The organism is Amycolatopsis ultiminotia (assembly GCF_039536925.1).
Taxonomy (GTDB): Bacteria; Actinomycetota; Actinomycetes; order Mycobacteriales; family Pseudonocardiaceae; genus Amycolatopsis; species Amycolatopsis ultiminotia.
In genome coordinates this window covers 153,787-167,706 of sequence record NZ_BAAAZN010000012.1, presented here as the reverse complement: position 1 = coordinate 167,706, position 13,920 = coordinate 153,787, and the positions used below count along the sequence as shown (strand labels likewise).

Genomic DNA, 13,920 nt, shown 5'->3' with positions numbered 1-13,920 from the left:
TCGCAGAGTCGCCGGGGAGACGCGCACACGGCCCGGTCATGACGCCGGTTCAGCTCTTCTCGTCTTCCAGGCCGTCGCGATCGGCCCATTCCAGCAGCGGCTCCAGCGAGTAGGCGATGTCGTCGATGCCGGCGTGCAGGTCGCCGAGTTCGGCGAACCGCGCGGGCACCGTCGCGATGGTGCACTCCCGTGGCTCGACGTCGTCGATCTCGTCCCAGCGGATCGGGGTGGACACGGTGCCCTCCGGCACCCCACGCACCGAGTACGCGCTCGCAATGGTGTGGTCCCTGGCGTTCTGGTTGTAGTCCACGAACAGCTTCGCCGGGTCCCGGTCCTTGCGCCACCACGTGGTCGTCACCTCGTCCGGGGCGCGCCGCTCCACCTCGCGGGCGAAGGCGAGTGCCGCACGGCGCACGTCGGCGAACCCCCACCGCGGTTCGATCCGCACGTAGATGTGCAGCCCGCTGCCGCCCGAGGTCTTGGGCCAGCCGCGGACGCCCAGCTCGTCGAGCACCTCGTGCGCCAGGTGCGCCACCCTGCGCACGGTCGAGAACGGACAGTCCGGCATCGGGTCGAGGTCGATCCGCCATTCGTCCGGCCGCTCGGTGTCCGCCCGGCGCGAGTTCCACGGATGAAATTCCACAGTGGACATCTGGACCGCCCACGCGACGTGCGCCGGTTCGGTGACGCACAGCTCGTCGGCGTAACGGTGGTAGCGCGGAAAGTGCACCCGCACCGTCTCCAGCCACGGCGGTGCACCGTTCGGCACCCGCTTCTGGTGCACCTTCTCCCCCGCCACGCCGGACGGGAACCGGTGCAGCATGCACGGCCGCTCCCGCAGCGCCCGCACGATCCCGTCACCGACCGAGAGGTAGTAGCGGACGAGATCCAGCTTCGTCTCGCCACGGACGGGGAAGTACACCCGGTCCGGATTCGAGACGCGCACCGTCCGGCCCCCGACCTCCAGTTCGACCGCCGCGTCCTTCGCCATGCGAGTGACGGTAGCCGCAAACCGCACGGCGCGCGGTGCTCAGCCCTCCGGCGCCAGGGTGAAGTGCCCGACGCCCTTGGCCGCCGAGGTCACCGTCCACGAGTCCGGTCCGGACGCCGGCCCCTTGCCGTAGAGCAGCCGGTAGTCCACCCGCCGCTTCGGCTGGGTCCGGTCGAACCACTGGTAGTTCACCCGCAGCGCGAGTGCCTCGGCCGCGGACGCCCCGGCGATCCGCCGCTGCACGATCGGCGCGACCTGGCTGCGGTCGGAGAACACGTCGAGAATCTGGCAGTCGCAGTAGTAGGCGAGCGTGCCGATCTCCCCTGGGCCCGCCACGGACTTGCCCTGCAACCGGGCGCCGAGCTCCCGGCCCACCCTCGCGTAGTCGGTCGAGCTCGCCCAGTTGCCGAAGACGACCGGCGACGGCCAGGGCACGCCCTGCGCGACGTCCACCGCCACGTTCCCGGCCGCGACCACTGTGGCCAGGCCGAGCGCGACCAGCGGCGCGCGCCGGCGCAACACCGGCCGCTGCCCCGACTCGGCGAGCCACACCGCGGCCATCAGCACGGCGAACATCGCGGTGCTGACCACCGGCGTCACGTAGTACCAGTGGTAGGGACCGACACCGAGCGTCGAGTACACGACGTAGTACAGCACGCCGCCCGCACCGAGCCCGACCACCGGCGCGAGCGGCGGGAAGCCCTCCCACCGGCGCGCGAAGCGGACGCCGAGCCACGCCACCAGGAACACCACGCCGACGAGTGCGGAGACGAACGTGACGATCACCGTGACCGGCTGGAACATGAAGTACATCATCGGCCCGGTGAAGTAGCCCCAGGTGCCGAAGAGCCCTTCCTGGTTCTGCTTGATCACCAGCGTGTCCGGGATGAACGAGCCGAGCGCGAACCAGCTGACCAGGAACCACGGCGCGGCCACCGCCACCGCGGTGCCGAACGCCCGCCAGAAGTGCCGGCGGATCGCCGCCGTGGCGAACGTGATGACCAGGACGAACACGATCAGGTCCAGCCGGGTCAGCACGGTCAGCGCGGCCGCGACGCCGAACCACACCGGCCGTCCTTCCACCGCGAAGACCACGAGCCACAGCAGGATCGCGGGTACGAGCAGCACCTCGAGCCCGGTGGCCGACAGCAGGAACGGGTTGGCCACCACGAGCAGCACGCCCAGCAGCGCGGCCCACGGCGCGAGCCGGAACCGGCGGGTCAGCCGCAGCCACGCCCAGCCGAGTGCACCGCTGCTGAGCACGGTGAGCGCGCCGAGCGCGAGCACCGGGTGGGCCGCACCGCTGATCCGCGTCACGAACGTGAGCAGGCCGAGCAGCAGCACGTCGAGCGGTGACGTCGCGGAGTTCGCGATGTTGCCCGGGGCCAGCGCCCACTCGCCGTGCAGGGCGAGGTTCTTCGCGTAGGCGAGGGTGATGTAGCCGTCGTCGGTGAGGCTGCCGCGCACGAGCAGGAACGACAGCAGGCCGAGCAGGGCCGCTGCCCACGGCAGCCATCCGGCGCGCACGGAGGGTGACTGCTGGGCAAGACCGGTCCCGGTCCCGGCGCGACGGTCCGCGTCGTCCGGGATCGCGACCACTGATTCATCCACCGACATGATCCCGAGACAGTAGAGGGTTCGCGTTCCGTCGATGTTAACGCCCGGTCATAACCGGGCGGGTTTCGACCACGCGCAGCGCACGACGCCGGCCGCTGCACGCAGCTCGGGCCCACCTGTCCCGCGTCTCTCCGTGCGGCGAGTCGCACCAGCGCCCCGCCGGAACGCCGGGCCGGCCCGCGGCACCGGTACGGTGCGGACCGATTTCTCGCGGTCAGACCAGGGCGTGCCGTCCGGATCGGGCGGATTCCTCGCTCTCGTCCAGGATCCGCCGGGCCACCCGGATCATCGCGGCGTCCAGCTCGCTCCGGTCCGCGCCGCCCCAGTCGCCGAGCCGCTCGGCGATCCAGTCCCGCCACGCGTGCACCAGCTTGACGCATTCCTCCCGGCCACTGCCGGTGAGCGCGAACCGGCCGTGCCGGTAGGCCAGGTGCCCGGTGAGTTCCAGCCGCGCGAACGCCGGCTCGAACACCTGCGGCGGCACGCCGTAGTGCGCGCCGATCGCGGTGAGCGTGGCCGGCCTGCCGGTCCGTTCCCGCAGGTGCACCTGGACCAGGCACCACAGGCCGCCGTGATCGAGTTCCGAACCTGCGCGGGCCGCGATCGCCGGGGCGGCCTTGCGCCGCTCGCGGAAGAACAGCGTCGCGATGGCGCGTTCGAGTTCCCGGTCGTGTTCACGGGCTTCCGGCATGGCGAACCCGTCGCCGAGGTCCGGCGCGGCCGCACGGGAGGTGTCGCGCAACGGGACCTCTTTGAGGAACAGCGCGAGCACGAACGCCAGCAGCCCCACCGGCGCGGCGTACAGGAACACCACGTGCAGCGACGCGCTGTAGGCCTCGATCACCGGCGCGGAGACCTGCTCCGGCAGCTGGTGCAGCGCGCCCGGCACCTGGATCACGTGCGGGTCGACCCCGGCGGGCAGCGGGTGCCCGGCAACCGCACCGGCGAGGTTCGGGGCGAGCTGGTTGGCATAGATCGTGCCGAAAATGGCCGCGCCGAACGAGCTGCCGATCGAGCGCAGGAAGGTGGCCCCGGAGGTCGCCACGCCGAGATCGCGGTAGTCGGCGGTGTTCTGCACCGCGATGACCAGCACCTGCATGCTGAGCCCGATGCCGAGGCCGAGCACCGCCATGTAGCCCGACGCCTCCCAGAACCCGGTGTGCGGACCGAGCCGGGACAGCAGGTACAGCCCGACCGTCATCAGCGCCGTGCCGACCAGCGGGAAGATCTTGTACCGGCCGGTGCGGCTGACCAGGTTGCCGGACAGGATCGAGGCGAACAGCAGCGCGATCACCATCGGCAGCAGCCGGACCCCGGACGTGGTCGCCGAGGTGCCCTGCACGTACTGCATGTAGGTCGGCAGGTAGGACAGTGCGCCGAGCATCGCGAACCCGACCACGAAACTCATGATGCCGCTGACCGTGAACACCGGGTTCCGGAACAGCCGCATCGGCAGCATCGGCTCCTTCGCCCGCAGCTCCGCGAACACGAACGCGGCGAGCAGCACGATCGAGCCGGCGGCCATCCCGATGATCGTCGGCGAACCCCACGGATACGTGGTCCCGCCCCAGCTCGTGACGAGGGTGAGCCCGGTCGCGGCCAGGCCGATCAGCAGGATTCCCAGGTAGTCGATGACCGGTTTCGCCATGGTCCGCACCCGCGGCATCGCGGCCGCGGCGACGATCAGCACCAGCACGACGAGCGGGATGTTCACGTAGAACGCCCACCGCCAGGACAGGTGGTCCACGAACAGTCCGCCGAGCATCGGCCCGGCGACGGTGACCACGCCGAACACGGAACCGAGCGCGCCCTGGTACTTGCCGCGTTCGCGCAGCGGCACGACGTCCGCGATCAGTGCGGTGGAGGTGACCATCAGCCCGCCGCCGCCGAGGCCCTGCACCGCCCGCCAGACGATCAGCCACACCATGCTGTCGGCGAACCCGCAGAAGAACGAGCCGACGCCGAAGACCACCACGGACAGCTGGAACATCAGCTTCCGGCCGAACAGGTCGCCCAGCTTGCCGATGACCACCGTCATGATCGTCTCGGCCAGCAGGTACGCGGTCACCACCCAGGACAGGTGCCCGGCGCCGCCGAGGTCGCCGACGATGGTGGGCAGCGCGGTGCCGACGATCGTCTGGTCCAGCGCGGCCAGCAGTATGCCCAGCAGCACGGCGGCGAACACCGCGTTGATCTGCCGTCTCGGCAGCGCGGTCCGTTCGGGTGCCGGTTCGTCCCTGGCGACCTCTGCCGTGGCCGTCATCGGCCCCTCCTCCCGCACGCACCGGGCCGGCCCCGGCCCGTCCACGGTAGCCACGTCCGTCCACAGTAGATAGCCACTCGTTCCGGTGATGCGACGCGCGTTGACCGGGCCTGCGAGCCGGACGAAACGCCCCGATCGTGGAGTACTCCGACGAACGTTCCGGCCGGCGCTACCCGGCCGCCCCGCTGCGCTGGCGGGGCGACGACGGGGCGCCGCTCACCGTCGCACCGCTGCCCGGCATCACCCGCGGCGACGTCGAGAACGGTGCGCGTTCGCTGTGGCGTTACCGTGCCGCACTGCCAGGGGATCTTCGTCCGGTATCACTGGACGAACGGCGGTTCGTCCGTTTCCGCGTACGCCGCCGCAGCCGGCATCAAAGCGACGATCCTGGCACCGGAGTCGACTTCGCCCGCGAAGATCCTCCATAGCCGCGCGTACGGAGCCACCGTCGATCTCGTGTCGGCACTCGGGACGACACTGCGGCGGAAGCCCTTCACCGGTCTGCGGAAACCACCTACGCCAGCCACAACTGGCATCCGTTCTTCCTGCAGGGCACCAAGACCCTCACGTACGAGCTGTGGGAGGACCTCGGCTTCACTGCTTCGGACAACGTCGTCACGGTCGCCGGTGCAGGCAGCATCGTGCTCGGCTGCGATCTCGGCTTCGGCGAACTGCTGGCATCCGGTGCGATCACCCGGCGGCCGCGACTGCTCGTCGCCCAACCGGCCAACTGCGGCCTGATCGACGCCGCGTTCCGGGGCGTACCGGCGGAATTCGCGCCGACCATCGCCGAGGGCACCGCGATCCGCCAGCCGGTGCGGCTGCCCGAGGTACTGTCCGCCGCTCCGCCGGGGCCACGGTGCCGATCGAGGAGCACGAGATCGCCCGCGCCATCCGGGACCTCGCCCGAATCGGCCGGTACGCCGAGCCGACGAGCGCCACCGCGGCCGCCGCCGTCGACGTCTTGCGCACCAGCGGCGTGATCGCCCCCGGCGAACGCACTGTCGTCGTGCTCACCGGCTCGGACCTCAAGGCGGCCACCACGATCAGCACGCTGCTCTGCCCCTGACCGGCCGACCGCCACCGGCGCGGCCGCGGAACACCGGGAAGACGCAGCGGAGAGCCGGCGTTTCGCCCGGCATGTCGCCAGCGTGACGATCATCGCACGACGCTCGGACCGCCCTTCCCGTCCGGCCATCGCGGCCTTCCTGAAGGTACCTGCCACCGGCGTAGCCGACTGCTCCGATCAGGCGATCTTGATGTCAAGCCGGAATGCACTCTTCGTCCGGTTTTCTCTCCGTGATCTGACGCACACCTTAAGTCTTGCTAGGTGTGCTTGGTCACTCCACCCGTGCCCGCTAACGTCTCGCAACCATGGATTCCACAGTCGTCACCGAGAAGGGTGACAACTACACCAAAGCACTGGGCAATCGCCAGGTGCAGATGATCGCGATCGGCGGGGCGATCGGAGTCGGGCTGTTCCTCGGCGCAGGAGGAAAGCTCCACACGGCCGGCCCGTCGCTCGTGCTCTCGTACGCGCTGTGCGGCATCGCCGCGTACTTCGTGATGCGGGCGCTCGGCGAACTGGTCCTGCACCAGCCCAGCTCCGGCAGCTTCGTGACCTACGCACGGAAGTTCATCGGACCGTGGGCCGGGTTCGTCTCCGGCTGGATGTACTGGCTCAACTGGGCGATGACCGGCATCGCGGAGATCACCGCGGTCGCGATCTACGTGCACAAGTGGCTGCCCGACGTCCCGCAGTGGATCACCGCGCTCGTCGCGCTCGGCGTGCTGATGGGGGTCAACCTGGTCAGCGTCAAGCTCTTCGGCGAGCTCGAATTCTGGTTCTCCGTGGTCAAGGTGCTCGCGATCGTCGTGTTCCTGGTGACCGCGGTCGGGCTCGTGCTCACCAGCGCCGACATCGGCGGCACGAACGCCGGCGTGCAGAACCTGACCAGCCACGGCGGGTTCTTCCCCGCCGGTGTCGGCATCGCACTGATGACGCTGCAGGCGGTCGTCTTCGCCTACTCCGCGATCGAGGTCGTCGGTATCGCGGCCGGCGAGACGAAGAACGCCCGCAAGGTGCTGCCGAAGGCGATCAACGGTGTGGTGTGGCGGATCGGCGTATTCTACGTCGGTTCGGTGCTGCTGCTGGCAATGCTGCTGCCGTGGCCGTTCTACAACGGCGACGAGAGCCCGTTCGTCACGGTGTTCTCGAGGCTGGGCATCGGCGGCATCGGCGATGTGATGAACGCGGTCGTGCTCACCGCGGCACTCTCGTCGTGCAACTCGGGCCTGTACTCCACCGGCCGCATCCTGCGCGCGCTCGCCGAACAGGGCGAGGCGCCGAAGTTCGTCGGCAAGATGAACAGCAGGCACGTGCCCTACGGCGGCATCATGTTCACCTCGGTCGCCTACGTGCTCGGCGTGGTGCTGAACTACATCGTGCCGAAGGAAGCCTTCGACATCGCCACCGCCATCGCGTCCCTCGGCGTGGTCGCCACCTGGGCCACGCTGGTGTTCTCGCAACTGCGGTTGCGCCAGGCCGCCTTGCGCGGTGAACTCGAACGGCCGAGCTACCGAATGCCCGGTGCGCCTTACACCAACTGGGCAACACTCGGGTTCCTCGTGCTGGTCATCGTCCTGATGGGCTTCTCCGACGGTGCCGAGAAGATCGCCTTCTACTCGATCCCGGTCATCGTCGTCGTCCTCGCGGGCGGCTGGTGGCTGGTCTCCCGCCGCCGGGCAAACACCGGCCTCTGACCCCCTTCGGCGGCCGGCCCTTCGTTCCGGGGTCGGCCGCCGATCCGTTTGTCCCGCCGGCTCCGCCGTCCGCTGTTTGACCTTCGCGAGGTCCCGAACCACGTGTGCGCCTTCCTTACTGCGTGGTCGTCGACGGGAACGGCCAGCGTCTGCTACTCCGTGATGATCAGTCTCCGGATCGGTCCATCACCACGGAGACATCTGGGAGTTGACAGCATCATGGGAAAGCCCTTCGGGTCCGGTCGACGGATTCAGCCGTACCCCGCGCGCTGTTCCGACCTGGGGACAGCCCGGCCTCACCCGCCGTATCGCTGGCGCACCACCGACGGCGTCTCCAGGTTCTGCCCCGCGGCCATGTTCTGCGCCAGCCGTAGGTACTGCCCCTCCGCCCACATCAGCGGCGCCGCACTGCCGGTCGGCCTGCCGAGCCCGAAACAAGGGACGTCCGTGCGATCCCACACCTGCTCGGGGATGAAGTACCCGTCGTTCGCCGCGTCCGCCATGGATTTCAGGTAGACCGCTGCGCTCCGGCCGTTGGCCAGCTCGTATTCACCGCGCTCGCCGGACAGCACCGGCCACAGCCGGCCGGACCGCTGCGGCCCGTTCGCCGGCCAGCCCGAGCAGTCCGTGCTCTCCCCGTAGCTGTCGTGCGGATAACGGTGGAAATACACGTCGCCGTTCGGCAGCGTGACCTGCATCGGCGAGTTCGCGTCGGCCGCCGCCGCGGTGGGCGCCAGCGATCCCGCGATCGTCGGGTCGCCCGGATCGCGCAACCCGAGCCGGACCAGGTCGAGGAAGCCGAAGTCGACCACGTCGCGTTCGTGGAAACATCCGTCGTCGAAACAGATCTGGCCGTCATCGTCCGGGTTCGTGCCGCCGTCCAGCCGCTCGTAGTAGGTGTGGCCGCCCCAGTAACCGGTTTTCGTGACGGTCCACGAGTCCAGTGAGGCACGCCAGGAGTCCGCTGTGGACTCCCAAGCCGCCGCGCTCGCCTCGTCGCCGTTGGCACGGGCGATCGCCCCGGCCGTGACGAGTCCGGCGATCTCCGCCGCGATCGAGGACGGCGAGTTTCCGTGCTGTTCTTCCCACCGTTCGGTCGTCGCGGGACCGCTCGCGCGGATATGGTCCGCGGTCACCTTGATCCTGGCGTAGGTCGCCGCGTCGGTCAGCCCGGTGAGCCAGGCGAGCATGATCGCGTCCGCATCCTGGTCGAGCTGTTCGCAGCACCCGAGCTGCTGGGCGGTCGCGCCGGACACCCCGCTCACCGGGCTGTAACGGGGAAAGGCGCCGGCGGGGTAGGTCGTTCCGTCGCCCGCGGTCGGTGCCGGGATCCACTGTGCCTCCCACAGGAACCTGGCCATCCGTTTCGCCTGCTCCGCGTCGCCTGCGGCGAGGAGACCGGTCGCCTGCTGGTAGAGGTCGCGCCCCCAGACCCGGTGATAACCGTCGTTGAGGTCGTCCCCGTTCACGACGTCGCCCCACGGCGTCGCGAGCCCTGCCACGCTCGCCCCGCGATGGGTCTTGTCCTCCGCCGCGTGCAACGCCATTGCCGCCACGTAGTACGTCCGGCGCCGTTGGGTATCCCCGGAAACCGGGGCCGGTGCGGGCTTCAGGCCACCGACGTAGGCGTTCCAGCCGCTGCGGTAGCTGTCTTCCGACGCCGCGAAACCACTGCCCAGTGACCCGTCCGCAGCTGTCGTCGCCTCCGCAGTCGTGGCTCCGTAGCCTAGCGCGACCGTGAACGTCGTGTCCCCGCCGACCGGTATCTGTCCACACTGGACGACGTTGCCCGCGTCCGTCGTGTCGTTCTGGTTGTCCAGCTTCCCATCGGCCTTGAGATCGACGAGACAGTCGCTGTCCGAGCCGGAATAACCGTTGTCGTGCGCGACGAATCCGGTCGAGGTCCGCAGCGCGGAAGCCACCGTGGTGCTCGCGCCGAACAGGTTCTCCGTGCCGGCGGCGACCAGGCCGGTGCCATCCCACGAGGCCGTGTCGTTCGCCGCACCGCCGGCCATCGACGGGTTGGCCAGTAAGTACAGCCGGTAGTCCCCGCCGTCGAGCGACTCGAACCGGGTCCGGGTGACGAGCGTGGCTCGCGCCGGATCGGTGACGTAGGTGGTGGTGATGCGATAACGGCCGCTCTTGGCGGTGTTCGTGACGGTGTACTCGAGCGCCTTTTCGTCGGGCATCGTGACCACGTGCGTGGTCGCGTCGCGCTCGAGATCCACAATGGACGACCCGTCGGTGACGACGTACTGCATGTCCTGCATTTCGGGCACGTCCACCCGTGGGTAGAAGACTTCCGAGGCGACCCCGTCCGCCACCGTGAACCACAACGGGCTCCCGGTCCCGGCCGACGTCCCGAGCGCGGCTTTGTCCCCGGTGGTCCAGGAAGAGGGACCACCACAGCAGTCGCGCGCCGCCGGCCCGGTCCGATCCGCCGCCACGCGCCCGCCGGACGCGGCTGGGCCGGGCGTTCCGGCCCCGGCCGAGCCGGGAGCTCCGGACGCGGCGGGGCCGCCCGGTCCGGCTGCGGCTGGGCCCGGCGGCCCCGCCGCTGACGCGACGCCGGTCACCATGCTCGCCGCAACCACGACGGCCCCGAGCACCGTCAGCCGAGCCCTCCGCAGACACGCCACCATCCGCCCCCACTTCCGCGTCTTCTCCCGGATTCGCGTCCGGTTGCGCCGCTTCGCCCGAACCGCTCGTCGCGCACTTCGCCGGCCATGCTCCCTCCCCACGTACCGGCCGGGCAACAGCCGAACGGCGGGAACCGGACACTTCCGTTCCACCCGATGGGGTGACCGCAACCCCGCCGAAACTGTCGTACCCGGATGGTCTGCTGAATCCCGGAAGCGGCCCCGCCCGAGGAGCCGCCGGGAACCGAGGAGAGCACCCATGGCAGGCGACACCGTGATCACCGTGATCGGAAACCTCACGTCCGACCCGGAACTCCGGTTCACCCCGACCGGAGCGGCCGTCGCGAGCTTCACCGTGGCGTCCACCCCGCGCACGCTGGACCGCCAGACCGGCGAGTGGAAAGACGGCGAGGCGCTGTTCCTGCGCTGCAGCCTGTGGCGCCAGCAAGCGGAAAATGCCGCCGAATCCCTGACCCGCGGCACCCGCGTCGTCGTACAGGGCAGGCTCGTGCAGCGATCCTTCGAAACCAAGGAGGGCGAGAGACGGACGGTCGTCGAACTGCAGGTCGACGAAATCGCCCCGTCCCTGCGCTACGCCACCGCGAAGCTCACCAAGACCACCCGCACCGCCCCCGACCGCAACGCCTCCCCCGACGAGAGCTGGGCGACCAGCCCGGCCCCGGCCACCGCAGGAGGAGCCCCACCCTTCTGACCCGACACGTTCCGGCGTCCGGCCCTACCCCCTGACCCTTTCCCCGGTCCTGGCCGGCGCCACCGACGGCCCGGCCGTCCGGCACCCCGGATCCCGACGCCCTGGCCCTTCCCCCGGGTCCCGGTCCTTCCCACGCTCCGGCCCTTCTCCGGTCGTGGCCCTTCCCACGCTCCGGCCCTTCTCCGGTCGTGGCCCTTTCCTCGGGCCTGGCCGTCGCCCCGGCGCCGTCGCCGTCCGGCACCCGGCCCCGAACAACCCGCCCCGTCGGAACCGCACGCCCCGGTGCTGCGCATCCTGGCCAAGCATGGTGCAACCGCCCCGACGCTGACGTCCACAATGGAGGAATGACGATCAACAGAGACTCGAGCACTACCGGTTCCCGCTGGCGCCCCCGCTACGGTCGTGCCTGACGAAGTACCCGAACGCCCTCGTCCGCCCACCCAGACGCGCACCCCGTGCCCGCACCCTCGCCCAAACAGTCACACACCCGTCAACGTGCACCCGCCCAAACGGTCGCATACCCGTATCCGCACATCCGTGTCCGCGTGCCTCCGAGAAGACTTCCACCGCCCCAGAATCCGGTGGCACGGACCGGTGGCTGGTCGTTTCTGGAAGCGATGTGCGGCAGTACCGTGCGGCGGTGGGGCCAGACGGATCCGTTCGCCGGGGGCACGTTCGCGCGCCGCACACAGCTTGGCTGCCCGTGCTCAGGGTGTTGACGAGATGCCGGGTCAAGCGGTCGTGGGGTTGTGGGCCACCGTCCGGAAGTTGGCGAGGTTCGGCACGCTGGACTTCTCGGCCGATGCCCGCGAACACCATTCCGGCCGAGTCGGGCTCGACCGCGCTTGGCACGCGGTACCGCAGACACGGCGGAAACCGGACTCAGCGTGCAGCGTGGGCCATGCAGCGAAACCCCGGCCCGGCGCGCGTTGCAGGAGGGTCCAGCGAAACCCGGGCACGGCGCGGAGAGGCCCAGCGCAACCGGACCCAACGCGCGACGGGGGCGGTGCAGCGCAATCCGGACTCGACGTGCGGCGCGGGGGCCCAGCGCAACCCAGGCCCGACACGCGGTCCGGATGCAACCGAACCCAGGCTCGGTGCGGATGCAACGGAACCGAGGTCCGGCGCGCGGTGCCGATGCAACGGAACCCACGCCCGGCGCGCAGCGCGGCAGGCGCAGCGGGATTGGGCCGTGCTGCTGGAAAGCCGACGGAAGGCCCTGACCGTCGGTTCTCGGCCGTGGTAGCTTCCGCGGAATGTGGGTATTCCGTGGGCGGACGAACGGTTTTCAGGCTCTCGCTGCGTTCTCCGCAATCCTGCTGGTCAGTGTGCTCGGGCCGGCTGCTCCTGCGGCCGGCGGCACCCCGTCCTGGCCGCGAGGCGAATGTGCGACCCCGTCCATCGACCGGTTGCAGCAGTGGCTGGCCAGCGGCGAGGGCACCACCGTCCCGCCCACCGGGAACCTCCTTGTCCGCCAAGGCAACCGTTACGCGGCCAAGGTCGTCTTCGAGAAGGCCGAATGGCATGTGGTCACCGTGTGGCTCGGCAACCAGTTCGATACCCAGGCGGACCTTTCCGGATCGGCCGGTTTCTGGCTGACCTACCGCGCCTCCGACGACTTCTACGTCCAGCTCCGCCCGGCGTCCCACTGGAGCGGCGGCGACAAGTGGCTGACCCCGGTGCCGTCGACGAACGGGAAGCTGGTGCGGAAGTTCTTCTCCTTCGCCCCGAGTGCGTGGACGAGCCTGCCCGAACTGGGCACGCCGCCTTACTCGTTCGAGTCGGCGTTGCGCGAAGCACGCGGGCTGGTCTTCGTCGGAAAAACCCCGAACACACTGGATTTCCGCGGACTGCGCATCGACGGATACCAACCGCCCTGCCTTTGAACAGCGACAACCGACAGCGCGTTCAGCAGCAGTGTTCGCCTCGCCAGGCTTCGCGGCCTTCGCGGACCGCTACGACAGCGATCACGAGCGCGGCCACCGGATCCGCCCAATACCAGCCGAACAACGTGTTCAGCAGCAGGCCCCCGAGCAACACACCCGACAGGTAGGTGCACAGCAACGTCTGCTTGGAGTCGGCGACCGCACTCACCGAACCCAGTTCACGGCCGGCGCGGCGTTGTGCGCCGGACAGCACCGGCATCACCGCCAGTGAGACGCCCGCAAGCACGATCCCGGCCGTCGAATGCTCCGGGGCGGTGCCCTGGAGCAGCGACCACACCGCGTCGCCGGTGACGTAAGCGGCGAGCAGGAAGAACGACACCCCGATCAGCCGGAGCGCGACCCGTTCCCGCCGTTCCGGGTCGGCTGCGGCGAACTGCCACGCCACCGCGACGGCCGAGAGCACCTCGGCAACCGAGTCGAGCCCGAACGCCACCAGCGCCGCCGACGAAGCCACCGACCCCGCAGCGATGGCGACCACAGCCTCGACGACGTTGTAACTGATCGTCCCGGCGACGAGCCAGCGCACCCGCCGGCTCAGGACCGCCCGGCGTGCCACGTCCGGTCCCGGGCGCGCGCACGACGCGCAGCAGTCCGCACTCATCGCGCGACGACCCGGTCTTCCTCGGCGCAGGCATCCGTCGGCGCCACCGCGAGGACCACCCGGGTGAGCTCGGCCAAAGCACGCTCGAGGTGCGGATCCGCAAGCGCGTAACGGACCTGGCGGCCCTCGTAGGTCGCCACGACCAGCCCGCAGCCGCGTAAGCAGGCGAGGTGGTTCGAGACGTTCGAGCGGCTGAGCCCGAGATGCCCGGCGAGCCGCGCCGGGTACACGACCCCGTCCAGCAACGCCACCAGAATCCGGCACCGCGTCGGGTCCGCCAACGCCCGCCCGAGCCGGGAGAGCGCAGATTCCCGTGTCTCACAGATCAGCACAGGGACAACTATACAGTATTGAGTGAACCATCGCTAGCAACCTGGCCGCGAAGAAC

At 69.9% G+C, this 13,920-nt stretch carries 10 protein-coding genes and 1 pseudogene; 5 read left to right on the top strand and 6 right to left on the bottom strand.

Features of this window, described 5'->3' with window-relative positions:
• Positions 1–49: 49 nt before the first annotated feature.
• From ligD to ABD793_RS26245, 3 genes are all read right to left on the bottom strand, one after another.
• Positions 50–991 (bottom strand): non-homologous end-joining DNA ligase, encoded by a 942-nt coding sequence (ligD, locus tag ABD793_RS26255; RefSeq protein ID WP_344864574.1) that lies wholly within the window; start codon positions 989–991, stop codon positions 50–52.
• Between the two features lie 39 nt (positions 992–1,030).
• Positions 1,031–2,602 (bottom strand): glycosyltransferase family protein, encoded by a 1,572-nt coding sequence (locus ABD793_RS26250; protein ID WP_344864572.1) that lies wholly within the window; start codon positions 2,600–2,602, stop codon positions 1,031–1,033.
• A 220-nt stretch (positions 2,603–2,822) separates the two neighbouring features.
• Positions 2,823–4,871: an MDR family MFS transporter gene (locus ABD793_RS26245; RefSeq protein WP_344864570.1), complete on the bottom strand. Its 2,049-nt coding sequence runs from the start codon at positions 4,869–4,871 to the stop codon at positions 2,823–2,825.
• Positions 4,872–5,008: 137 nt separating this feature from the next.
• Between ABD793_RS26245 and ABD793_RS26240 the strand changes: the two genes are divergently transcribed.
• The 3 genes and pseudogenes from ABD793_RS26240 (at position 5,009) to ABD793_RS26225 (ending at position 7,634) form a co-directional block, all read left to right on the top strand.
• Positions 5,009–5,299, top strand: a complete 291-nt coding sequence (locus tag ABD793_RS26240; RefSeq protein ID WP_344864568.1) for a hypothetical protein — start codon at positions 5,009–5,011, stop codon at positions 5,297–5,299.
• A gap of 105 nt (positions 5,300–5,404) precedes the next feature.
• Positions 5,405–5,940, top strand: a pseudogene (locus ABD793_RS26230) (pyridoxal-phosphate dependent enzyme); the annotation flags it as partial.
• Between the two features lie 305 nt (positions 5,941–6,245).
• Positions 6,246–7,634, top strand: coding sequence for an amino acid permease (locus ABD793_RS26225; RefSeq protein WP_344864566.1), 1,389 nt, complete (start codon positions 6,246–6,248; stop codon positions 7,632–7,634).
• Positions 7,635–7,930: 296 nt separating this feature from the next.
• Here the strand turns inward: ABD793_RS26225 and ABD793_RS26220 are convergent, their stop codons facing one another.
• The gene (locus tag ABD793_RS26220) at positions 7,931–10,213 is read right to left on the bottom strand and encodes a glycoside hydrolase family 15 protein (RefSeq protein ID WP_344864832.1); all 2,283 of its coding nucleotides are present in this window, start codon (positions 10,211–10,213) and stop codon (positions 7,931–7,933) included.
• Positions 10,214–10,532: 319 nt separating this feature from the next.
• Between ABD793_RS26220 and ABD793_RS26215 the strand changes: the two genes are divergently transcribed.
• Positions 10,533–10,985: a single-stranded DNA-binding protein gene (locus ABD793_RS26215; RefSeq protein WP_344864564.1), complete on the top strand. Its 453-nt coding sequence runs from the start codon at positions 10,533–10,535 to the stop codon at positions 10,983–10,985.
• A 1,256-nt stretch (positions 10,986–12,241) separates the two neighbouring features.
• Complete coding sequence (locus tag ABD793_RS26210; protein ID WP_344864563.1) at positions 12,242–12,871, top strand: hypothetical protein; 630 nt, start codon at positions 12,242–12,244, stop codon at positions 12,869–12,871.
• Between the two features lie 22 nt (positions 12,872–12,893).
• Here ABD793_RS26210 and ABD793_RS26205 read toward each other — a convergent pair whose 3' ends face one another.
• Both ABD793_RS26205 and cmtR read right to left on the bottom strand, forming a co-directional pair.
• The gene (locus ABD793_RS26205; protein ID WP_344864562.1) at positions 12,894–13,532 is read right to left on the bottom strand and encodes a cation efflux transmembrane domain-containing protein; all 639 of its coding nucleotides are present in this window, start codon (positions 13,530–13,532) and stop codon (positions 12,894–12,896) included.
• Positions 13,529–13,864, bottom strand: a complete 336-nt coding sequence (gene cmtR, locus ABD793_RS26200; protein ID WP_344864561.1) for a Cd(II)/Pb(II)-sensing metalloregulatory transcriptional regulator CmtR — start codon at positions 13,862–13,864, stop codon at positions 13,529–13,531. Before cmtR ends, ABD793_RS26205 begins: the two co-directional genes overlap by 4 nt.
• Between the last annotated feature and the right edge of the window lie 56 nt (positions 13,865–13,920).